This window comes from Kordiimonas gwangyangensis DSM 19435 = JCM 12864 (assembly GCF_000375545.1).
GTDB classification, from domain to species: domain Bacteria; phylum Pseudomonadota; class Alphaproteobacteria; order Sphingomonadales; family Kordiimonadaceae; genus Kordiimonas; species Kordiimonas gwangyangensis.
The window spans coordinates 872,836-895,670 of record NZ_AQXF01000001.1 but is presented as its reverse complement, the minus strand read 5'-3'; the positions used below and the strand labels follow the sequence as shown (position 1 = coordinate 895,670).

Genomic DNA, 22,835 nt, shown 5'->3' with positions numbered 1-22,835 from the left:
GCACAGATAGCTGCTTACTCACCAGTTTTATGAATTCGCGGAAACGCCTAGGTTCAGCGCCATAGCATATCCAAATGTAGAACGCGATGCTACGTAGCGCAGCATCCGCAATTGGCGGACCGACGACTGATGTATTCGAATGTCCGTTTCTGATCGCAAGCAGCCATTAGCAACCACAAGAAGAGAAAATGCTCTAGATCTCGTGGGCGAAGGAGTTCAAATGGTGGCGCGTATTATTTAGTGGCAATAGTCACGACTCTCAACAACTGCATTATTCGTTGGCACGCCGATACAGGGGGAATTGAAGCCTATATTCCAGCGATAAGACCGCCATCACTGACGAATATGCTACCTGTTACATACGGAGCTTCACTTACCGAGGCCAAAAGGACATAGAGTCCTGTGTGGTCCGCGGGCATTGATACGTACTTGAGCGGGATATGGGTTGCCATGGCCGATACGCGCGCCTTGTCCGCATTCATTTCGCGGTCGCGCTGTTCAAGAGCGGCGCTGCCTGAAAGACCGGTATCAGTCGCGCCCGGTGCAACGCCGTTTACCCGCACGCCGGGCGCCATCTCAAGCGCGAGTTGCTGGACAAGGCCCCGCAACGCGAACTTAGAGGCGGTATAGAGAACCCCGCCGCCGCCCGCACGAAAACATGCGTTTGACCCTGTCACGATGAAGGTGCCCCGCGATGCCAGAAGGGCTTCCGCCGCAGCATGAGCCGCAAAAAGTGGTGCCCGAAAGTTGACGCTCATGATGTCCTCATAGGCGGAGGCGAGTGTTTCAGAGGACATTTTGCTCAGGCGTTTATGAAAATCCCACACACCTGCGTTGGCAATGAAGGCGTCAAGCCCGTCGAAACGCTGCTTCGCCGCCTCGACCGCCCGTTTATTGGTGTCATAGCTCGCGACGTCGCCCACGATAATCTCCACATCGGGATGATCCCGAAGCTCCGCCAGGTCGGCATCATTGCGGATAACGCAGACAACCTGTGCACCCTCGGCGAGGAAACGTTCTACGATTGCCCGGCCGATCCCGCTGCCTGCGCCTGTAACAATCACTCTGCGTCCGGCCAGTCGTCCCATGTTCTGTCCCCTTAAAAAAAGACGTTCAGATTTTTGCTCATCAATGTGGATTGTTGCAGCAGGATAAGTCGACCTGCGATGCGGAAGTCGCCATTGCGAAGCCGTAATATGTCGCGTCGCCGACCCATGAGGTGGGAATCGTCGCGGTCGGACCGGTTGCGATAGAGATGAAAGACGGAATGAACCTCAAGGTCATCGTCTGTTTCACGGCAAAAGCATTCGATGTTGGAGACGCTATAGACATGGCGGGTCGGCGGGTCTTCTGACCAGACCATCCCACTTTCTACTCGCCCGAGCCTGAGGTTAATGGAGGCCTTCGTTTCATCGAATAGGGCCACGGAATCGCTCCGTATTTCCGCAGTTCTGTCGCGGCGGAAGCGGTTTTCACGCAAGGGGGCCCAGTAGCACAGGTCTTCATCAAGCAAGTCAAACCATTCCCTGAAACGCTCCTCGTCGAGCAGACGGGCCTCCATCGCGAGGAACTGGCTCACCCGGAACGCGAGAGCCAAATCCGTCATCGGGCCAGCCGCCCGGAGTTCAAGCAACTGTTCTTTTGTCACCATGTTATGGCCCCCTGGCTTAAGGGTTTGCTGATCGGGTCCAGCGGAATCTGGCTCCAGTCCTCCGCCATCATGAATTCAAGCCATCTCTTGTAGAAAAGCCGTTGGTTAGCATCATTGAGCTGGCCATGATGGACCCGTCCGGGCAGGACGCTGTCTTTTTCCTGTGCGCGGGGGGCCATGGTATAGCAAAGCTTCTGCTGCCGTGTGATCGCTCCTGCGTTGGCCGTGGTGGCGTGTTCCCAGTTTTCGCCGTCGTCCATCTCCAGGATTCCGCCCGGCGAGAAGGTGCGCATGGCGCCGATGCGCCAACGATCCTTCAGTTCATCCGAGACCGCGCTAGGTACAAGCGTCCAGGCGTGAAGTTCGATCTCGTGCGGTCCTTTCGGCTGGAACAGGCGGAAGGTAAAATATCCAGGCAGAAAGGCGAAGTTCGGGAAAATATTGGCAGACCCGACCGACCCCCACATTTTCGCCCTGACCTTGCCAAGGCGCTTCTCCATGGCTTCATATTCGCTGCGCATATACCGGACGATTTCCCGGTCCCCCATCGTGGCGGCATTGCCGAAGTTATTCTGCACCGAGAATTCCCACCCGTGCCCGTTCACGCTGGCCTGGTAGGAGGTGTCATTATCGACCTTTACGCCGCCGAATGGTCCGAGGGTGGGCTCAGCTCCGCCCAGATGGGTCCAGAGAGCGTGATAGATATCGCCGACAAAATTGTCCGCCGGAAATTTCCAGTTGGTTTTGAGGGCTGACCGCGTAGTGCCCGGCAGAAACTCAGTCCCGCCATCGGCGCAGTCCAGAATGGCATCAAGATACCAGCGGAAATCGCCGAGATAGTCGTCAAGCCCCGGCGCATCTGGGGCAAAGGTTGCAAATACCAAACCGCGATAGCTTGCTACCCGCGCCTTGTGAAGGCCCCAGTCCTCTTTTTTGAAACCGGGTGTATGGTCATAAAGCTCGTTGTTGGGCATCCCATTGAGCGCACCATCGAGGCCAAATGCCCACCCATGGTAATTGCATACGAAAGAGCGGATTTTCCCTTCCCCTGCAAAACAGACGCGGTTGCCCCGATGCGGGCAAGAGTTCAGCATCACATGGATATTCTTGTCCTTGCCTCGGGCCACGATAACAGCGTCTTCACCCATATAGGTTGTCACGAAATCGCCGGGATCCTTGACTTGGCTTTCATGAGCGACAAAAAGCCAGGCACGGGCAAAAATTCGTTCAAGCTCAAGTTGGTAGATCGTATCGTCCCAGAAAACGCGACGATCGATGATACCCTTCTCATGATCAATCAGTGCGGATAAGTCCTGCATTTTCAATCCTTTCTCAACATACGTATGCGTATGTAGGAGTCAAAAAACTACGCGTTCCGCGCTAACAGGAAACGGAGCGATTGGCGGTTGGCACCGGGGACGGCATGAAGCTGTTCAATCAGGTCCGCCCATCGTTCCGTCAGTCGCCGCTGATTGAGATATCCCTTGTCGGTTATCTCGCCGGTTGCGAGGCTCGGAAGGTCGGGTAGGATGCCGCAGCGCGCCACCTTTGTGCTGCTGCGCGGATGGTCACGGTTGTAGATATCGAGCGCCTGCTGTACGGCTTCACGGACCGTGGGAACGGCAAGCGCCTCCGCCGGTATATCGTCCGGGTTCATGACGGGTTTCAGTGCAGCGGGGTTGGGCACGAGCAGCAAACCGATATCGTGCCGGTTATGGCCGGTGACAACGGCATCCGTGAAATAGGGACGCAGCAGCGGGAGTATGCCGAGGCGTACCTTGTTCACATTGACCCACGTGCCGGACAGCAGCTTGAAATTCTCGGATAGCCTGCCGTTGAAGACGATGCCGTCGGCCGGCCGTTCCGCATTCAATAGTTCACCCGCATCTCCCATTCGGTAAAAACCATCTGCATCGAAGGCCTCGCGGGTGGCGGCGCTATTGCGCCAATAGCCGGGGGTAACATTCGGGCCTTTTACCGAGAGGGCAAGCTTTCCCTGATCTGGTGTCAGCTTAACCGAAGTTCCTGGGATGGGGATACCGATATTGTCAGCCCGATCGCTTGCGTCATGAACACAAGTGGAGAAGGGCGCTGTTTCGGTTGATCCCCACCCTGCGGAGAAGACAACCGGGCGTCCCGTCGCCTTGAGGCCCGCCTGCGCCACGCGGTCGCGCGTTTTTTGCGGCAGGGCTGCCGCGGCCACGAAGAAGACCTTGAGGTCGACAAAAAATCTTCGCGCAAACTCCGGGTCATTTTCCAGAAAGGGGAGCAGGGCTTCCACCCCGGCGGGGACATTGAAATGAACCGTTTGTGCAACATCGCGGAAATTCTGGACGCTGCGCTCGATCAGACCCGCCGCCGGTTTGCCGTCATCGATATAGAGGCTGCCGCCGTTGAAGATGACACTGTTCAGGCATACGTTGCCACCGAATGTGTGGCTCCAGGGTAGCCAATCAAGCAGCCGGGGAGGATGTTCAGCCAGAAAAGGCCAGACCTGCCGCAACGCAATCTGGTTGGACGACAGCATTCTGTGGGTATTCATCACGCCCTTGGGTAATCCGGTAGAGCCCGAGGTGAACAGAATCTTGGCAACAGAGTGTCCGTCGACCCGTGTGCGAGCAGCGGCGACAGAAGATGCAGGTGCTTTTTCAAGTGCATCAAAAGCTACAACCGCATTGGTATCGTCGTTCGTCGTGCCCAGTACCTGCAGCCCTGTTTTCGCCTTGATCGCTTCAACCGCGTCGGCAAAGGACGGGAGCGGATCGACATATATGGCGCCTGGCCCGAGAATCTCCACAAGCTGTAAAAGCCGTGCATAGTCGCCGCCTGCTGTGCCATATGCCGGCGAGATGGAAGACACGGGAATACCTACCATCATGCAGGCGAACATCGTGACCGCATGTTCAATACTGTTCGGCGCAAGGACCATCAGCGGACGATCGCCATTACAGTCAGCGTTCAGAAGTCGAGAGGCCCGGGCCTCAACACGAGACCAGAAATCCCCATAGGATGCCGAGCGCCACTCCCCGTCTCGTTTTTCGGCGAACAGGGTTGCGTCCGGCTGCTTTGCAACCCAGCTCTCCAAAACATCAACTACCGTGTCCGGCACGTCGGCGAGGGGCATCGTATTCTCGACCAGCATGGAGCCGTCGCATTGCCGCGATACTGTAACTGCCGCCGGTGCAAAAATTTCGTCCGCCGTATCATTATCGGCCATTCTTTATCCCTCCCGATCGTATCAGCGCTTGTACGGGCCTTTCCGTCCGTACCCGTCAACTCCAGTGCCTGAGCGCTTCCTGTGTCTGGAGAAGCCAGTTCCAGTCCTGTTTCAACCCGTCCACTACGCAGAAAAGATCTTCAATGGAAGTGGTGGCCCCGACGCCCTGGCCAGCGCCCCAAATATTTTTCCAGGCTTTCTGGTCGCCCTGAATATTGGAAAAATCTATCTTCTTCGTCTCGTCGACCTGGGAAAAGTCGAAGCCGCTCCGCTCAAGACTCTCGCGCATCCAGTTGCCCTTCACACCCGAAATCGCTGCAGTCGTAATGATGTCTTGCATGCGGGCCCGGATGAGCATCTGCCTGTAGTCATCCGAGACGAGGCTCTCCCGGCAACCGATAAAGCGGGTCCCCATATAGGCGCAGTCTGCCCCCAGATTGAGCATGGCCATAACGCCTCGGGCGTTTGACACCGCACCGCCAGCAATCAAAGGGCCATCCCAGAAAGACCGCACTTCCTCAACGAAGGCAAAAGCCGAGTAATTGCCTGTATGTCCTCCTGCGCCCGCACATACCAGCACCAGCCCATCGGCACCAGCATCAACAGCTTTGCGTGCCTGCTCGGCATTGATGACGTCGGAGAATACTTTCCCGCCGAACGCGTGCACCTTGTTCAGCGCTCGCTTCGGGCTGCCGAGGGCCGTGATGACGATCCGCGGTTTATATTCGGCCACCATCTCGATCTCCGCATCGAAGCGGTCGTAGGTGCCGTGAACGATCATGTTGATCGCCCATTGACCGGATCGGCCTGCGGTAGAAAGCTCGCCCTCGATGCGGCCCAGCCAGCCGGAAAGATCCTCAAGCGTCCGGGCGTTGGGGGCCGGAAACGCCCCCAACAGACCCGCCTTCCCGGCCGCGATAACCAGGTCAGGACCGGAAATGAGAAACATTGGGGCTACGACGACAGGAAGGCTCAAGCCTCTGTTAAGGTCGGTGATAACGGATGATGAGTTCATGCTGACGTCCTTCTGGCTGCGTTGACCGCTTACTCCGCCGGTGCCTGCGCACGAGGCGGGCGCTGGAAGCGATGCCCCCATGCCGAATTTTTCCTATGGGTCCTGATGTGCCACTCGTCTTCGTCAACCGCTAGGCCGCCCCAGCCGTATTCAATGTCGAACCCGGAGGGAGAGAGCACATAGAAGGACAGCATCTCATCGTTCGAATGGCGCCCAAGTGTGAAAGAAAGATGATGCCCTGCGTCGGTAGCGCGGTACATCGCCCGCCCAACCGCGTCCACATCGGTAACTTCGAGCATGAAGTGCACGAGTCTTTTCGGCAGTGGCACAGGTGCCAGCGCCAGTGAATGATGGCGCGCATTGCAACGCATAAAGCTGAGGGTAATGGGACGGCCAGGGATCACCTCCGTGTTGATATAATCGGACACCCTGAAACCAAGGATCGAGCGATAGAAATTTTCCTGCGCCTTGATATCCTTTGCGGTGAGTACAATATGCCCAAGCCCTTGGCTGCCTGTCTTGAAGGCAACACCATGCGGGCTTGCAAACGGCTTCTCCGTCAGTTGCAGAGGGCCGCAGAAGGCTTCGAGCTGCAACCCCTCGCAGTCGGTGAAGGAGAAGAGTTCGAGAGCACCACGATCTTCGGCGTGCGACGCGGAGGCCCAACGGACCTCGACATTCTGGTTCTGCAAATGCTCGGCGAGCAGACGGAGCTGTTCGGGTCCGGCCACCTCCCACCCGGCGAAGACGAGATCATCTTCCTCACCTTGAATCAGACGGATACGCCAGGCATAGCTATCGCAACGGACGTCAATGCTGCCGTCAGCCCGCGTGTGGCACGAAAGGCCGAGGATATTCTCGGCAAACGCTACCCAGGCATCAAGATTCCGGACAGACAGACCGATATAGCCGAGTGCTGAAATATACGACATTTTCACTTCCCCTTATCTTGCCTGAGTAAACTGCGCATATCGAAACCTGTATCCCGCAACAGGGTGGGGGATATATGAGCATCTGCGCGGATAAGGCGCATGGCGAGCCGTACCGCGTTAGGGTTGTTGATGCTGGCCGCACCGACGATCCGCCCGTCTTTCATCTCATAAGCAACGAGGCCCTTTGCTTCATTGCGCAGGATGGTCTCGTCGCCCTTCTTTCCGGCCATTTCCACATGCAGGTCGCCCTGGTCGGACCAGAACCATGGTATCGGCGTTTCAGGGACCGGCAGGCCCAATATCGCCCGGGCTGCTGCCATCCCCTGATGTTCAGCCGATTTCCAGTGCTGGTTCCTGCTATAAGTACCGGCGCCCAGATACAAGGAGGCAACATCGCCTGCGGCATATATGCGGGGGTGGCTGGTGCGCTGTTTTTTGTCCACAGCAATGGCTCCCGCCGCGAGCGCGAGCCCTGCCGAACGGGCCAACCGGGTATCAGGAACCATGCCGACACCGAGCACGACCATATCCACCGCTATACGCTCGCCATCCCCGAGCTCAAGACATACACCCCCCTGCGGGCTGTTGTCTCTTATCGCACCGATTCTGACATCCGTCCGTAGGGAGGCGCCCGCCGAGACATGATGGGCGATGAGATATTCGGCGATGGGCTGCGGCAGTACATGGGCAAGCGGCTGTGCAGCCCCGTCCAGCCAGCAGACTTCTTTCCCCAGCTTCAGGAACGATGCCACGGCTTCGGCACCGATCAGCCCGCCTCCGATCACCGCAATGCGCCCGCTGTCTTCGAGTTTCTCCCGGATGCGACGTGCGTCGGCTGCGGAGCGGAGGACATGCACCAGACCCCCGTCTCCACCGGGGACAGGCAGGCAACTGGCCTTGCCGCCGGTGGCAAGCAGGATGACATCGGCGTGAAGGGTCCTACCGTCCGTGAGTATCAACTCGCCGGTTGCTGCTTGAAGGTCGTCAACCCCGATTCCAAAATAGGTGGCTATATCGAGCGTCTGGCATTCGTCTGCGTTCAGGAGCTGGGCCGCAGAAAGATCGAAACTTTCCGCGAGAAGCATCTGCTTGGACAGGGGCGGGCGCTCGTAGCACCCGTCTGGATCCCGGTCGATAAGGGAAATTCGCCCCCGATAGCCTTCCTGCCGCAGGACCCTTGCGGCCGCCGCACCCGCGGCACTTGCGCCCACGATCGCCACGTGTGCAATGTCAGCCACGACTGATCTCGACATAGATATCGCCATCTATCAACTCAACCCGATGGGTTTTTACTGGAACGGTGGCGGGCGGGCAGCTTGGTTGGCCGGATTTGAGGCAGAAGAAAGCCATATGAAGGGGGCATTCAACTGCGTCTCCCTCCACGAAGCCTTCCGACAGGGAAGCATCCGCATGGGTGCAGGTATCATCAATAGCAAACACGTCGCCGCTTTCCCCCCGTATAACTGCCACCGGAGGCTGGACGTCCAGCTTGATCGCTCCGCCAATGTCGAGGTCGTCTAGCGCGCAAACCTTCATCCTCATGGCCTATGCTCCCTGACTGAAATGTCGTTTCGCCAGATCGATGAAATCTTTGGTTCGCTCGGCCTGTACCCAGTGACCGCATTGCGGAAACAGATGCAGTTCTGCCCTTGGCATATTGGTCGCGAGGCGCAGGGCCATTTCCATGGGGATGACCCGGTCTTCGCGACCCTGCAGCACCAGGGTCGGATGTCCAATCTGGCTGACAACCGCTTCCGGCATGCCGGAAAGAATGGTCTCTCCGTCGTCCGAGGGCTTGGCCAGAAGATTGCGCAAACCTTCCTGAGCGCCCGGAATAAGGCTGGCCTCATACCGCTCGCGCACGAGTTCGTCCGATACCGTGGCCGGGTTATAGGGAAAATGCATCATGACCGATTTCATGTTCTCGAGACCAGGCTCATAATCCCATCCGGCCCGCAGGCCCGCAGTCATGGCAAACTTGCCGCAAGGGGTGCCCATCAAACAGATGCGTTTGAACCGCTCTGGAAACCGGGCCGCCACCGCGAGCGCCAATGAGCCACCGAATGAATTGCCCACCACATGCACAGGGCCGAGTTCAAGGGCGTCAAGGAAGCCCAGTAGATGCTTGCCCCAGTTCTTGATGTCGTATGTGAAATCATCCGAACGTTCGGTATAGCCAAACCCGGCGAGGTCTGGTGCAAGTACATGAAACTTCTCCGCAAAGGCGGGCATGACCCGGCGCCAGTTGGTCCAGGCCGAAACACCGGGGCCGGATCCATGCAGCAGCAGCAAGGGCTCGCCGGAGCCAGCTTCAAGATAGTTGGTTTCAAGGCCAAAGGCCTTAACGCGCTTTCCGCGCCCACCTGCGACAGTTTCAAGAGACATGCTTTTCCCTCCGTTTAACCTTGGGATAATTCTTCACGAGATTTGATTATTGTCAATACGGTACCGTATGTTTTTTACATTTTTGGATTATATTGTTGCCTATTTCTTTGACTTTTTATGCGGGAGGCATTAGCTAGAGTGTAATGTTTTCAAGGCATTGAGAGGTGTTCGTGCGCAGGAGTAGCAAGACAATCGGCCCACTTGACACAAACAGTTGGGTGGATGCGGCAATGGATGTTTTGGCCAAAAAGGGCATTGATGCCGTGCGGATTGAGCCGCTTGCTCTCAAGCTCAAGGTCACGAAGGGGAGTTTTTATCATCATTTCAAGGATCGCCCTGCGCTGTACCAGGCCATCCTCAGCAAGTGGCGCCAGAAAGCCACAAGTCAGATTATTTCCCGGCTTAACAATGCACAACTTGGCCCGCAGGAACGACTACAGGAACTTCTGAACCTGCCTTACAGCAGCAAAAAGGCTAATGATGGTGCAGATATTGAACTCTCTATCAGGCATTGGGCGTCCCGCGACCCAATCGCCGCAGCCGCAGTGGCCGAGGTGGACACGCACCGGCTGTCATATATCGAGGGGGCGTTTCAGGACATGGGGGAAAGTCGAGAATCGGCGAGAGTACGAGCGTTCCTCACCTATTCGAGCCTGCTTGGGAGCGCAATGATCCGCGCTGCGGCGGCTGAGACGCTTGCCAAGAGTTCACAAGCCTACCTTCTGCGCCATCCCTAATAGGCCATCCCTAATAGCAAGTACACAAAAGATACGCTAGCGCATGCCAGTCCGCGAATCCAAATCAATCTGGTCATTCCGAGACTGAATGCCCTACGAATGTTGCCGAAGGCAGCTTGGCCTTTAGAAGCGTGCGCATCCATTTGTGCGCCGGGTCGGTGTGAACCATGGGCGGCCAGATCATCTTGTAGTCGAATGTACCCAGAGGCAGCGGTGGCTCATAGCATCGTATGGGAAGTTCACGTGCTTGCAGGCGAGCCATCCGTTCCGGTATTGTGGCGATGAGCTCCGACACCGCCACAAGCCTGGCCGGTGCCGAAAAGCCCCGGGTGGCATGTTGAACGGTGCGTTCCTGCCCCCTTTCTGCGAGCATCTCGTCAACCAGCCCGCGTCGCTTGCCGTTTGGGCTGATGAGAACATGTTTTTCCGCAAGATATTGCTCAAGGGTCAAGGAGTTCTCCCGCAAACGTGGGTGATCGGCAGCAGCAATCACAACAAATTTTTCCTGCCATAGGACAGCCTGATGGAATTGCGACGGCACTTTTTCAAACCGCCCGAAAGCCAAGTCCACCGAGCGCCCCATCCGGCCCAGATGATTGTCGAAGGTAGGTAGTGACACGATGTGGATGCCGGGTGCCGCCTCCGCCAACAACTTCACAATTGTAGGCATGCAAATCGCTTCTACATAGTCGGTCACCGCCAGGCGAAAGACACGATCTGAGATGAGCGGGTTAAAATTGCCGCTATTCCGCAGGGTCTCCCCCAGTACGGCCAGGGCAGCCCCTACAGGTTCAGCCAGTTCCAGCGCGCGGACGGTGGGCTGCATTTCATGCCCCACGCGTACAAACAGGGGGTCGTCGAATAGCCGCCGCAGACGGTTGAGGTTATGGCTCGTGGCCGACTGGGTGACCGACAGAAGTTTTGCTGCTCCTGAGACGCTGCGGGTTTCCATCAGCGTGTCAAATGTCACAAGAAGTGCCAAGTCTGCTCCATTAATTTTACTCATAGAATATAGAAATATATTAAATTTGACCAAGTGGCAGCCTTTTTTGATGCTCTGCCCCGTTTGTATAAAAGGGCGTCTCTCATGAAACTGGTTGCACTATGCACCTCGCTTTTGTTGGCTGCAGCCCCGGTGCAGGCCGAATGCAGCTTCAAAGATGAAGCCGGACTTGCGTCTGCAGCAGCAGATGAAGCCCACCGCTCACTCCCGCTGCTGCGGGAATTACTGAGTATTCCTAATGACGCACATTTCCCGGAGCAGATAGCGAAGAACATCAATTGGATTTCAGGGCAGTTCAAACGCCGGGGCTTTTCGATTCAGGAGATCAAGACGCCAGGCAGCCCCCTTTTGCTCGCGTCTCGTGAGATTGACCCACGCCTACCAGCCATCCTTGTTTACCTTCAGGCGGATGGGCAACCGGTGGATGAAAGCAAATGGGATCAATCGTCACCTTTCGAGCCGGTCCTCAAGGTGAGGGACGGAGCGGGGTGGCAGCAGAGATCCTGGCCCGAGGCAGGAGAAATCCTGGAGACTGAAGCCCGCATTTTTGCCCGTTCCGCCTCCGATGCCAAGGGACCGATCGCCATGTTGCTGGCGGCGCTGGACAGGCTGGCGGACTGCAAGCGGCAACCGAGTTTCAACCTGAAAATCGTGCTCGATTTTGAAGAAGAGCTGGGCTCGCCCAACCTTCCTCAAGTGGTGACGGACAATCCCGATCGCTTCGCGGCGGATCTGCTGCTCATTCTCGACGGTCCTCGTCACCACACTGACCGGCCCACACTGTTTTTCGGTGCCCGTGGTATAGCCCGGCTGACACTGACCACCTTCGGCCCTCTCTTCCCGCAGCATAGTGGCACGTTTGGCAACTATGCGCCCGACCCTGCCCTAGGTATGTCCAGGCTCCTCACCTCCATGAAGGACACGCTGGGGCGGGTCACCATTCCCGGTTTTTATGAAGGGGTTGACCTGACGGAGGCCGAGCGCGCGGTGCTCGCCGCCGTTCCGGACAACGAGGCAGATATCCTCGCGCATCTCGGTGTGAAAGTTCCTGACCGGGTTGCCACTTCCTATCAGGAAGCCATGCAATATCCCTCCCTTACCATTCTGGGCCTGCAGAGTGGATGGACGGGTGCGCAGACAAGAACCATCGTGCCTGCTACCGCCGTGGCAGAACTTGATATCCGGCTCGTTCCGGAAATACCGGCGGAGCGGCTGGTAGCACTGATCAAGGATCACATCAGGCACCAGGGGTTCCACCTGATTGCAGGCCAATACCCGACCCCGGAGGAGAGAGCCAGCCATGCCAATCTGGCAAGGCTTGAATATCGCGTTGCCTATAACGCGTTTCGTACACCACTGGCATCTCCGGCCGCTGCCTGGGCCCGGAGCGCCCTTACGCGCGCCTTCTCCGAAGAACCGGTCCAGATCCGGATGATGGGCGGATCAATCCCGATTGCGCCCTTTGTGGAAGCTCTTGGCATCCCCGCAATCGGCGTGCCGACGGTCTATCTGGAAAACAATCAGCACAGCCCGAACGAAAATCTCCGTTTTGGTAATTATGTCGAGGGAATCCAGACATTTATGTCCCTCCTGAGCGAACCGGTCACCTTCCGATGAAAAAAATTCTCCTTCCCCTGCTCACGCTTCTATTGGGCACATCCGGACACACACTTGTCCATGCTGAGGTTCAGCCGATTGAACTGCAGCCCTGCATGGGTGAACTGGACGGCGAGGTTGTGTGTGGCACGGCTCATGTGCCCGAAAGTCGCAGCAAAACCGGCAGCAGAACCATTGCGCTGAATGTGATTGTGGCCAAAGCCCTGAAGCCGCAGAGCCGTGTGGCAGACCCGGTTGTGTTTATCGCGGGCGGCCCCGGCATAACCGTGACCGACTCGGTTGGCTGGCGCACAAAAAGCTGGGCGCCCGCGCGCCAACACCGAGATCTCGTCTTTATCGATGCGCGCGGCACAAGTGGGCGAGACAAACTGGAGTGTGCTCTCACGCATGAGCCTGATGCGGTGGGTGCCTATGTTGGACAGAGCTGGTCGGTGGAACGTTTCCGCGCGTGCCATGAAGAGCTTTCCAAGCGGGCGGACCTTAGTCAGTATACCACTCCAGATATTGCCGATGACCTTATCGACATCCTGGGCAGGCTCGGATATCGCCCCGCCAACTTCGTCGGCTCGTCCTACGGCTCCCGTGTGCTGCTCGATCTCATGGCGCGGTATGGCTCGTCTGTCCGCTCTGGTGTGACAATCGGGCTTGCCACCTTGTCCGAAAGAGGTATCAGCGATATCGGGACCCATTTCCGGAACATTCTGGATTACCGGATGCGCCAATGCGAACAGGATGCTGAATGCCGGGATGCCTATCCCGGCTTCGCAGAGAAATTCCTGTCGATTGTCCGCAGGTTGGAAGACACACCCCTGCAGATGAAAGTTACGTCCCCTGCCTCGGGCGCAACGGAAACCCTGTCCGTCAACAAGGGAGCCTTCCTGCATGTGGTGCGCAGCCTTCTATACGATGCACAGCGTTCCGCCCTGCTGCCCGAGTTGACCGAACAAGTATACGCCGGCAACCATGCTGACCTGCTTACTGACCTCATCATTCGCACGGAGCGCGCTCAGGCCGCCCTCCTGAGTGAAGGTAGCTGGGCCTCCATCCAGTGTAGCGAGGATTTCCGCGGTACCGATATCAATGCTGCGCAGGCGGCCGAGGCCCGAAATCTTTATGGCATGGACCGGATCAGAAATATTTCCGAGATATGCTCATTCTGGCCGCAGGGCCAGGCGCCCACCGCCCATCTCTATCGTCCTTCATCGGACCGGCCGCTGTTGATCCTCAATGGCACAGCCGACCCGGCCACACCGCTGGCATGGGCACAGGATGCGCAACCGGGCCTGAAAAACAGCACCATTGTGGCAGTTCGAGACGGTTCCCACAGTCTTGGATTTGTCTGGGACACCTGTCTTGTTCCCCTCGCGACCGAGTTTTTTGACACTCTCCGCCCCAATGCTGTCTATCAGGAATGCTTGGAGGGGATTCCTCCCCCGCGGTTCCGGAAGCCTGACGGGCAAGGGGGCCAGTCATGAAAATATTCCTGACAGGCGCATCCGGTTACATTGGCCGACATGTCCGTTCCACATTCCTGCGTGCGGGATATCAGGTTGTGGCGCTTACCCGGCAAGCCTGTCCGCCGGATGCAAACACCAAAAATCTTGAATGGCTGCAGGCAGACCTGCGTGATCTATCGCGGCATCTCGAGGTGATGAAGCGTTGCGATGTCATTGTGCATACCGCCATGGAATATTCCGAGGACGGCGAGGTCGCTGGGGCTGATCTGCGCGCCTGTGAGGCGTTCAGCCACACGACGCTTCCCATTATCTACACCGGTAATCTGTTTTCCTCACTGTCCGGGACTGACGGCACCATTGCTGAAGCCGCCCTGTTCAATGGGCCGGAAAGGCTTTCGGATGTTGATGCCGGTTCCCGACATTGGCGCAATCAGGTGGAGCGGGTACTGCTGCGGCTGCCTAACCGTGTAGCCATTATCCGGCTCGGTTTTGTTTATGGCGGGATTGGGAGTCATCTGTGCGATATACTACCGCGCAGCAACAGTGGGGCCTATGTTTATTATGAGGGGTCACAGCATGAATGGCCTATGGTCCATATTGCAGATGTCTGCGCTCTCTATCTTGAGGCTCTGACCGCCGATGCGAATGGTATTTTCCACGCCGCGCAACCCGGCACCCTGATCAGCGATGTGGTGCAGGCTGCCGCAAGGCACGCGGGACGTAGCGCCGAAGCTCGAAACGCCGGTGACCCTGACCTGCGTGATGACGCCAGCGCGTTTCTTGAACGCTCAGTGACGGCGCACAACAGTCGTGCCCGGGCGATAGGATGGCAACCGCGCATCCAGTTTCCGGATTTTCTCGATTCCAGTCCGGATGTGGATTTTTCAGAGAGGAGACGGCACGCATGAAGGCGGCCCTATGCACCATTTCCCTGCTATTCCTCGCATGCACGCCTGTTTGTGCTGTCGCCGAGGAGGCAGAGCACCCGACCATCACGCGGCTGAAAGCCCTTCATGAGGATACAGACGACCTTGCGGTTGCCTATTACCTTGCGCGGGTTAATAACCTGGTGGGCCACGAAGGCGCTGCACTTGACTGGTTGCAATATCTGGTGGCGCAGAAGTGGCGCATGGGCGTCGACCCTACGGATTTTGTCTGGAAATCGCACGCCGCCGCCGCGGGCCCTGTCATTGATGACCTGCAGGAACTGATGCGTTCCGCAGCGTCCCCCGGAACAAGCGACACCAGCCTTGTTTTGCCGAATGAGACTCTGCTGCCCGAGAGTGTAGCCTTCGATCCGAGAACCGGAACCCTTTATGCCGGCAGCCTGAGAGAAAACCTGATCGAGTTTCTCCGGTTGGCGGATCCTTCTGGCCAGCCTGGTAGTTTGCAGCCGGCCGATGGCCGGGGAGTTTTCTACGGCCTCAAATATGCCACCGACACAGGTGACCTTTGGGCTCTCAGCAATCCCGTTGACCTGGCGGGGGACGTTCCGCCGGCGGTCATTATTGTAAATACGGCAGACAATACGGCTCGCTCAATCGATGGGCCGGTAGGTGCCGAGCTTAATGATCTGTGCCTGACATCCAGCCACGCTTTTGTAACTGACAGTCGCCAGCACAAGATATTTGTGGCGAGCAGGGAAAATCCATCCGCCATGTTGACGGAGCTATATTCCGACGAGGATATCCGTTACCCGAACGGCATAAGCTGCACGGTGGACGGCACCCGCCTTTATATCGGCGATTATCGGAGTGTCATACGCCTTGACCTGGCCGTTGGCTCGGACGGAGAGGTGGGAGCGCAGGGGCATGTACGCCTCAAGACCCCTGCCGGTATCTCACTCGGCGGCCTTGACGGACTGTATCTCTGGCAGGATACCCTTGTGGGAGTGCAGAATGCGCTTGGAGCCCCCAAGATCGTCGTGACCCAGTTGGCTGGCGACGATACGGTACAGGTGAAGAATGCTGAGCTGCATGACCTGTTTCATCCGGCATATCGCATTCCAACCACCGGCTTTATCGAGGGTGGTTGCCTTCACTATATCGCCAGTTCATCCATGGACGCCTTGAAACCGGACAGAAGCTTAGATCCCGATGTGGCAGCCCCGGTGCCGTCGACTCTCCTCGGTTTCAATCTGGGAAAGACCGGCAACAAATGCATATTGACCGTCCGCTAGACTTCGATAACCTGAGTATTCATTTCGTTCCTGCCATCTGGTGCTTCCTTAGCGACCGGTGGTCTTGGCAATGGACCGCACATGATTGATATCAATGCCATCCGAGCCGAAACCCCTGGCTGCCGTCATCTCCTGCATTTCAACAGCGCTGGGGCGGCACTGATGCCTCTACCGGTCTATGACACCGTCCGGCGCCACCTTGAAATCGAACGGGATTTCGGCGGATATGAAGCGGAGTTTCGCGCGAAGGAACAGCTTGAAAGTTTCTACACCGAATTTGCCGCGTTACTGAAAGTAAGCCCTGACGAAATAGCATTCGTGGAAAACGCCACTCGGGGGTGGGACATGGCATTTTATGGCCTGCCCCTTGAGCGTGGAGACCGCATTATCACCCACGCTTCCGAATATGCTTCCAATTTTCTCGCGTTTCTCCATCTTGCAAAACGGCGCGGCGTTGAGATCGATGTTGCGCCGTCGGATAGCTTTGGACAGATTGATGTGGTGGCCATGGAAAAATTGGTCACCTCGCGTACCCGTGTCATTGCGATCACCCATGTTCCGACACAGGGAGGGCTTGTGAATCCCGCTGCCGCTGTGGGGAAAATTGCTCGGAAACACGGTCTCGTCTATATTCTCGACGCCTGCCAATCGGTCGGGCAAATCGAGCTCAATGTTCCCGCTATCGGCTGTCACATCCTCACCGGCACCGGACGAAAATATCTGCGCGGGCCGCGCGGTACTGGCTTTCTGTATGTCAAACGGGAGCTGGCCGCGCAACTCGATCCTCCGTTCATCGATTTGCATGCCGCAAAATGGACGGGTGTCCGTGATTTTGAGCTCATGCCAGGCGCAAAACGGTTTGAAAACTGGGAAAGCAACGTTGCGGGTCGGGTAGGACTGGCGGCAGCGGTCAGATACGCCCGCACAATCGGTCTGAAGGCGATCGAGGAGCGGGTCACAACCCTGGCCGACCGGCTGCGCGGGGCGCTTGGTGAGATCCGGAGCATAAACCTGCACGACCAGGGACAACGCAAGTGCGGTATCACAACCTTCTCAAAAGATGGTAGGGACAGCCACGCAATTGCAGCGGCCCTACGGCAGCAGTCGATCGATGTATCTGTCTCTAGTGTAGAATACGCACTCCTTGATCTTGGCGCTCGGAACACCGGGCCGGTCGTACGGGCATCCGTCCACTATTACAACACAGAAGCTGAGGTCGAGCGCTTTGCAAGGGCTCTCGCTCGACTCTAGTCCGCCACAAAATATCCCCTCAGTTGCGGGATCAGGAAGTCCGGTCATACAAGGTTAAGCTTCGCGGGCAGGCTGGATGGGCCACCCGCTTACGGGTCGGCGCGGTTGCAGCCGCGACGAAGCGACCTGTGGAGGGGAACATGAAAGCGATCAGTATAATACTTTGGAGTGCGGCCCTGGTTGTTGGAGTAACGGTGACCAATAATGTCGTTTCCGTGCATGCAGAGCAAATTAGTCAGGTACAGGGCAGCAACGCCAGTGCCTATCCGCCCATTCTGGAAAAGGCATTCAAGACGAAACTCGTGAACGAAGTCGCACTGTCGCCGGACGGGGAAAAAATTGCAGCTGTCATCATCGACTACAGCCGGGAAACTCCGGGACGCTCCCTGCGGATTATATCAGGTAGCGGAAAGGCATCGCTGATTTATGGGCTGGGCGCGCCTTCTGCGCCTGCATGGTCTCCCGACGGTGACAAACTTGCTGTTATCAGTGCGGGTGCTCTCAAACTGATCAATCCCGCTGACGGCACCATCACAGCACTCGACCTTCCCTTGTCGGTTCGGGCCTTCAAATGGTCGCCTGACGGACAGACCCTGGCAATCGTGGCCTCTTCGCCCGAGAAACCGGCAAAAGAAGAGGCCCAGCAGCACAATCCGGATTGGCGCGCGCCTACTCCTCCGCTCAACGCTTTGTATATAGTGAACCTTGGAGCCCCCCAAGAAAGCCTGCGCAAGCTCTCCACCGATGAGCAGCATGTCGCACATGCCCTCGCGCCCGGTTTCGACTGGTCGCCGGACGGGCAGGCCATCGCTTTCTCCTGGACGGACGAAGCCTTGGCCAGCGCGTGGGGGCAGTCGCGCATTTCCATGGTCAATATTGCCACCGGCGAAACAAACACCGCGTCCGGGCTGGTGGCCGCCTTCAATCCGCTTTATTCCCCTGATGGCAAGAAGCTCGCCTTCCTGAAGGTGGATGACGGCCCAAGCTCGCACCGTATTCTGAGAACCCATATTCTGGATATTGCGTCGGGCGGGATTATTCCTTTTGCCAATACCCCTGACCAGATGCCCTACCTCCTGTCCTGGACCAGCGACAGCAGCGGTGTGTTCTTTGCTGAAACACATCGCACCCTTTCGACTTTCGGTATTGTGCGGGAAGGCGGCGTAAAACGCCTCGATATTGGAGAGAGACTTATTTCGTCTGTACACCTGATCCCGGTTGGACATCCTGTCGATATATCCCGGGACGGCACGCGCGCGGCATTGGTGCTTGAAAAAAGCAACCAGCCGCCGGAAATTTATGTGCACAGCTTGGGTGAGGGGCAGCCAAATCCTGTCAGTGAAATCAATGCAGCAGTTGTAAAAGAGGGCTATCCCAGTTCACAGACTGTCGAATGGCAAAACAGCGAAGGGGACATGATTGAAGGGCTATTGACGCTCCCCTTGGGTCATGTGCCGGGCACTCCGCTTCCTGTTCTGACTTTTGTCCATGGTGGGCCTCCGAACGTGTCGCAGGATGTATTCCTGTCTGCGCCACATATTTTTCCGCGCGGGGCGCTCCTTGAAAAGGGCATTGCCATCTTCAGTCCCAACTTTACCGGATCTTTGGGCTATGGCGGCGCTTTCCGCCGTCATCTGGCAGGTGCCCTTGGTCAGCGGGACATAGACGATGTGCTGACCGGCGTGCAGCATCTGGTGGACACCGGCATTGCCGATCCCGAGAAGCTGGCCATCGGTGGCTGGAGTTATGGCGGTTATGTCTCGAGCATGGCAATCCGGAGAAGCGACCGGTTCCTCGCCGCATCTATCGGTGCCGGCCCGTCAAACCTTGTCAGCTATATCGCAACCAGCGACTTCAGCCAGCTGTTTGAAGATTATTTCGCGGGCGCCCGACCCTGGCAGGCGGTCGAGGCGTTCTCAGAAGCGTCTCCTGTAGCGCACCCAGCCGCTGGTAAGTTGAAGGTGTTGATCCAACATGGAGAAAGTGACCAGCGTGTACCGTTCAGTCAGGCTATTGAAAACCTCTACTCCCTGAAGACCAGCGGTGCCGATGTGCGACTGAGTGTGTTTCCGGGACGGGGGCATGTGCTCTTCACGCCGGCCGACTTGCGCGTATCCTCGTGCGAAAATTACATTCTTTTCACGTCCGTGCTCCTGGCGGAAAATTCCACCGGGGACGCGATGAATTGCGGGAAGTAGCGATCGGCAACCCTGCGGCGGGGCTTTGGAAACCCTGCCGCCTTCACACAGACGACCGCGCCAGCCAGGCCTTGGCAAGCGCCACCCAGTATTGGGCGCCGTTCTCAAGTATGGCGTCATTGAAGTCATAGTCGCTGCTGTGGAGAAGGCATCCACCCTGCCGCGAGCCATTACCGATCAGCATGTAGCAACCAGGCCGCTCCTGAAGCATGAAGGCGAAGTCCTCCGACGCCATCTGAGCGGCGCAATTGCCATTGATACCGTCTGTACCGAACAGGTCTTGCGCGACCTCGCTTGCGAACAGGGTCTCTCTTTCACTGTTGATGGTAGCTGGGTAGGCAACTTCGAAACTAGATTCTATCGATACGCCGTAGGCCTCAGCTACACCCCGACACACGGCCAGCACACGGTCAATAATCGCAGTGCGTACCTCGGGGGTGAAGGACCGGATAGCGCCCTTGAGAGAGGCCGTATCCGGCAAAACATTATAGGTCTTTCCTGCCTCGACTGCGGTGACAGAAAGGACAGCCGCATCGGCAGGCGAAACATTTCTGCTGATGATGGTCTGCAACACGCTGATTAGGGCACCTGCTGCAACAATAACATCGGAGGAATTTTGCGGGAATGCGGCGTGACCGCCCCTTCCCGCTATTCTGATGTCAAAAAGGTCGAGCGCCGCCATGATAGGTCCTGTACGCGTGGCGAAGCTACCAGCTTCCAGCCCCGGGACATTGTGCAGCCCAAAAACGGCCTCCATGGGGAAACGATCGAACAAACCGTCGCGTATCATGGCGGCTCCTCCGCCCGCGCCTTCCTCGGCAGGCTGGAATATGAAATATATACGCCCATCCGGCTCCTCCCCGCTTGCCAGTTCGCGCGCGGCGGCAAGAAGCATGGCCATGTGACCGTCATGTCCGCATGCATGCATGCAGCCCTCTCTCTGGCTGCGATGGGGGAAATCATTGGTTTCGGTGATGGGAAGGGCATCCATATCGGCCCGCAGGCCGATCGCGCGATCTGTCAGGCCTTTCCCCAGAATCCCGACAACGCCGGTCTCTGCGATACCGGTATGCACGTCGCACCCGAACTCGCGCAGTTTCTCCGCAATGAAGGTGGCGGTATGCACCTCATCGAAGGCAAGTTCGGGTCTTGAATGCAGATATCTTCGCCAGGCAGTTATCTCATCGGCGGAAGGGAGGACGCGGTCAGACTGCATGGTTTTTGCGGTGAAGGACACCCGCTCCCAGAAAACCGCCATCCACCCCGAAAACCTGTCCGCTTATATAAGCGGCTTCCCGCGAGGCCAAGAAAAGCGCGGCGGAAGCAACCTCCTCCGGCGTGCCGTAACGGTCCATGGGAATGGCCTGGCGATAGACCTTGCGCGTCTCTGCCGAATGCATTTTCTTCACCAGGTCGGTTTCAATTGCGCCGGGAGCAAGGGCATTTGCCGTCACACCGTATTGGGCAAGCTCAACCGCCATGACCTTGGTGAGCGTAATGACACCACCCTTGGCTGCACCGTAGGCTGCGCGACCGGTGCCCCCGCGCACACCCGCCGTTGAGGCAAGAGTGACAATACGGCCGTAACCCGCATCAGCCATGACCTGCGCAACCGCCTGACATGTGATGAACGTGCCCGTGAGGTCGATATCGATCACGCGTTGCCAGTCCGAGAGATCGGTTCCAAGAAAACTCTTCTCGAGCCCAATGCCGGCGCTGTGAACCAGTGCGTCGAGACGTCCATAGTTTTCGCACGCAGCCGCAACAACCTGCTGAACCTGCTGGACATTTGTGACGTCCGCCGCGAGGAGCAGGCACCGGTTGCCGATCACGTCCTCAAGGCTGGCGGTCAAGGCCTCCATATTGCGGTCGATCGCCACAACATTGGCCCCGTTCTGCAGGGCACCGCGCAAAACGGCAAGGCCAATTCCGCTTGCTGCACCGGTAACCAACATTGTCTGGCCTTTGAAATCTATCATGTTTGCATCCGTTATTTTATGGCACCAAAACGGCGTCCAATCGCCGCAAACTGGTCGACCGCCCAATCCACGTCCGCCACGGTGTGCGCGGCAGACAGCTGTACGCGGATTCGAGCCATGCCCTGCGGCACGACCGGATACCAGAAGCCGACGGCATATAAACCCGCCTCAAGAAGCGCTGCCGACATTTGCGCGGCCAGCCTTGCATCTCCGAGCATGACCGGGCTGATGGGATGTTCGTTTCCGCCAAGCGAAAAGCCGTGCGCTGTCATTTCAGTCCTGAAGCGCGCCGTCACCTCCTTAAGATGACGCAGGCGCCAGTCCTCGGACACGAGCAGTTCAAAGGCTTTCAAGGTACTCGCCACAATGGGCGGGGGCATGGCGTTCGAGAAAAGGTAAGGTCGTGACCGTTGCCGCAGCAGCGACACAACCTCATGCCGCCCGGCAATGAAACCGCCACAGCCGCCCCCCAGTGCTTTTCCGAAGGTGCCAGCAAATATATCAACCCGCCCCAGGACGCCCTGATGCTCCGCCGAGCCGCGCCCTGTTGCTCCGATGACGCCGAGGCCGTGCGAATCGTCCACAAAAACCAGAGCGCCGTATTTTTCTGCCAGGTCACAAATGTCAGCGAGTTTCGCGATCTCGCCGTCCATGGAAAAAACACCGTCGGTGGCGATAACTTTGCGGCGACAGTCATCAGCGGCTTTCAGACATGATTCAAGCGCGTCCATGTCGCCTGACGGATAGCGATGGCGCTGCGCCTTGGAAAGCCGGATACCGTCAATGATGCTGGCATGATTGAGCTGGTCACTGATAACCGCATCTTCGCTACCGAGAAGGGTTTCAAAAAAACCCGTATTCGCATCGAAACAGGAATTATAGAGGATCGTGTCATCCACCTCGAGAAACTGGCTGACTGTCTTTTCAAGGGCAATATGCAGGTCACTGGTGCCGCAGATAAACCTGACAGATGCCATGCCGAGGCCGTGGCTATCGAGCGCGGCGTGCGCCGCCGCACGAATATCCGGATGATTGGCAAGACCGAGATAGTTGTTGGCACAGAAATTGAGCGCCGAACTCTGCCTGTCTGGCCCCACGGTAGAGACTGAACGGTCCTGTGGTGTCGTGATAACACGCTCTGTCTTGTAAAGGCCGTCGGCCTTGATGGCGTCGATCTCACGGCGCATCTCGGCCGCGAAGCTGCTTACATACAT

20 protein-coding genes are annotated in these 22,835 nt (G+C 57.4%); 7 read left to right on the top strand and 13 right to left on the bottom strand.

Annotated features, from left to right (window positions below; genetic code table 11):
- Nucleotides 1-308: 308 nt before the first annotated feature.
- The 9 genes from B150_RS0104265 to B150_RS0104225 are packed head-to-tail and all read right to left on the bottom strand — an operon-like array spanning nt 309 to nt 9,200.
- Entirely contained in the window at nt 309-1,088 is a 780-nt protein-coding gene (locus tag B150_RS0104265; RefSeq protein ID WP_026168197.1) for an SDR family NAD(P)-dependent oxidoreductase, read from the bottom strand.
- An 11-nt stretch (nt 1,089-1,099) separates the two neighbouring features.
- Complete coding sequence (locus tag B150_RS0104260; RefSeq protein ID WP_020398651.1) at nt 1,100-1,651, bottom strand: 3-phenylpropionate/cinnamic acid dioxygenase subunit beta; 552 nt, start codon at nt 1,649-1,651, stop codon at nt 1,100-1,102.
- Nucleotides 1,645-2,970, bottom strand: a complete 1,326-nt coding sequence (locus tag B150_RS0104255; protein ID WP_020398650.1) for an aromatic ring-hydroxylating oxygenase subunit alpha — start codon at nt 2,968-2,970, stop codon at nt 1,645-1,647. Before B150_RS0104255 ends, B150_RS0104260 begins: the two co-directional genes overlap by 7 nt.
- Before the next feature lie 47 nt (nt 2,971-3,017).
- Nucleotides 3,018-4,868, bottom strand: coding sequence for an AMP-binding protein (locus B150_RS0104250; protein WP_020398649.1), 1,851 nt, complete (start codon nt 4,866-4,868; stop codon nt 3,018-3,020).
- A gap of 55 nt (nt 4,869-4,923) precedes the next feature.
- Complete coding sequence (locus B150_RS19685) at nt 4,924-5,883, bottom strand: NAD(P)H-dependent flavin oxidoreductase (RefSeq protein WP_020398648.1); 960 nt, start codon at nt 5,881-5,883, stop codon at nt 4,924-4,926.
- Nucleotides 5,884-5,912: 29 nt separating this feature from the next.
- Nucleotides 5,913-6,815 (bottom strand): VOC family protein, encoded by a 903-nt coding sequence (locus B150_RS0104240; RefSeq protein ID WP_020398647.1) that lies wholly within the window; start codon nt 6,813-6,815, stop codon nt 5,913-5,915.
- Between the two features lie 2 nt (nt 6,816-6,817).
- Nucleotides 6,818-8,053, bottom strand: a complete 1,236-nt coding sequence (locus B150_RS19680) for an NAD(P)/FAD-dependent oxidoreductase (protein WP_025897709.1) — start codon at nt 8,051-8,053, stop codon at nt 6,818-6,820.
- On the bottom strand, nt 8,046-8,357 hold the full coding sequence (locus B150_RS0104230; protein WP_020398645.1) for a bifunctional 3-phenylpropionate/cinnamic acid dioxygenase ferredoxin subunit: 312 nt from the start codon (nt 8,355-8,357) through the stop codon (nt 8,046-8,048). Before B150_RS0104230 ends, B150_RS19680 begins: the two co-directional genes overlap by 8 nt.
- A gap of 3 nt (nt 8,358-8,360) precedes the next feature.
- On the bottom strand, nt 8,361-9,200 hold the full coding sequence (locus B150_RS0104225) for an alpha/beta fold hydrolase (RefSeq protein ID WP_020398644.1): 840 nt from the start codon (nt 9,198-9,200) through the stop codon (nt 8,361-8,363).
- A 230-nt stretch (nt 9,201-9,430) separates the two neighbouring features.
- Between B150_RS0104225 and B150_RS19675 the strand changes: the two genes are divergently transcribed.
- Nucleotides 9,431-9,937, top strand: a complete 507-nt coding sequence (locus B150_RS19675; protein ID WP_155859921.1) for a TetR/AcrR family transcriptional regulator — start codon at nt 9,431-9,433, stop codon at nt 9,935-9,937.
- Between the two features lie 73 nt (nt 9,938-10,010).
- On the opposite strand, the gene B150_RS0104215 is transcribed toward B150_RS19675, so the two are convergent.
- Nucleotides 10,011-10,919: a LysR family transcriptional regulator gene (locus B150_RS0104215; RefSeq protein WP_020398642.1), complete on the bottom strand. Its 909-nt coding sequence runs from the start codon at nt 10,917-10,919 to the stop codon at nt 10,011-10,013.
- Between the two features lie 105 nt (nt 10,920-11,024).
- Between B150_RS0104215 and B150_RS0104210 the strand changes: the two genes are divergently transcribed.
- From B150_RS0104210 to B150_RS0104185, 6 genes are all read left to right on the top strand, one after another.
- Entirely contained in the window at nt 11,025-12,557 is a 1,533-nt protein-coding gene (locus B150_RS0104210; RefSeq protein WP_020398641.1) for a M20/M25/M40 family metallo-hydrolase, read from the top strand.
- Nucleotides 12,554-14,032 carry an alpha/beta hydrolase gene (locus B150_RS0104205; RefSeq protein WP_020398640.1) on the top strand — a complete coding sequence of 493 codons (1,479 nt, stop codon included), beginning with the start codon at nt 12,554-12,556 and terminating at the stop codon, nt 14,030-14,032. The genes B150_RS0104210 and B150_RS0104205 overlap by 4 nt, the downstream gene beginning before the upstream one ends.
- Nucleotides 14,029-14,922 (top strand): NAD-dependent epimerase/dehydratase family protein, encoded by an 894-nt coding sequence (locus B150_RS0104200; protein ID WP_020398639.1) that lies wholly within the window; start codon nt 14,029-14,031, stop codon nt 14,920-14,922. The genes B150_RS0104205 and B150_RS0104200 overlap by 4 nt, the downstream gene beginning before the upstream one ends.
- The gene (locus tag B150_RS0104195) at nt 14,919-16,193 is read left to right on the top strand and encodes an SMP-30/gluconolactonase/LRE family protein (protein WP_020398638.1); all 1,275 of its coding nucleotides are present in this window, start codon (nt 14,919-14,921) and stop codon (nt 16,191-16,193) included. The genes B150_RS0104200 and B150_RS0104195 overlap by 4 nt, the downstream gene beginning before the upstream one ends.
- Before the next feature lie 81 nt (nt 16,194-16,274).
- Nucleotides 16,275-17,444, top strand: a complete 1,170-nt coding sequence (locus B150_RS0104190; RefSeq protein WP_025897703.1) for an aminotransferase class V-fold PLP-dependent enzyme — start codon at nt 16,275-16,277, stop codon at nt 17,442-17,444.
- A 140-nt stretch (nt 17,445-17,584) separates the two neighbouring features.
- On the top strand, nt 17,585-19,642 hold the full coding sequence (locus B150_RS0104185; RefSeq protein ID WP_020398635.1) for an alpha/beta hydrolase family protein: 2,058 nt from the start codon (nt 17,585-17,587) through the stop codon (nt 19,640-19,642).
- A 43-nt stretch (nt 19,643-19,685) separates the two neighbouring features.
- On the opposite strand, the gene B150_RS0104180 is transcribed toward B150_RS0104185, so the two are convergent.
- Genes B150_RS0104180 through B150_RS0104170 form a run of 3 tightly spaced genes read right to left on the bottom strand, consistent with a single transcriptional unit; the run spans nt 19,686 to nt 22,835 of the window.
- Nucleotides 19,686-20,858 carry a M20 aminoacylase family protein gene (locus B150_RS0104180; RefSeq protein WP_020398634.1) on the bottom strand — a complete coding sequence of 391 codons (1,173 nt, stop codon included), beginning with the start codon at nt 20,856-20,858 and terminating at the stop codon, nt 19,686-19,688.
- Nucleotides 20,848-21,621, bottom strand: coding sequence for an SDR family NAD(P)-dependent oxidoreductase (locus B150_RS0104175; protein ID WP_020398633.1), 774 nt, complete (start codon nt 21,619-21,621; stop codon nt 20,848-20,850). Before B150_RS0104175 ends, B150_RS0104180 begins: the two co-directional genes overlap by 11 nt.
- Before the next feature lie 11 nt (nt 21,622-21,632).
- Nucleotides 21,633-22,835: a glycine C-acetyltransferase gene (locus B150_RS0104170; RefSeq protein ID WP_020398632.1), complete on the bottom strand. Its 1,203-nt coding sequence runs from the start codon at nt 22,833-22,835 to the stop codon at nt 21,633-21,635.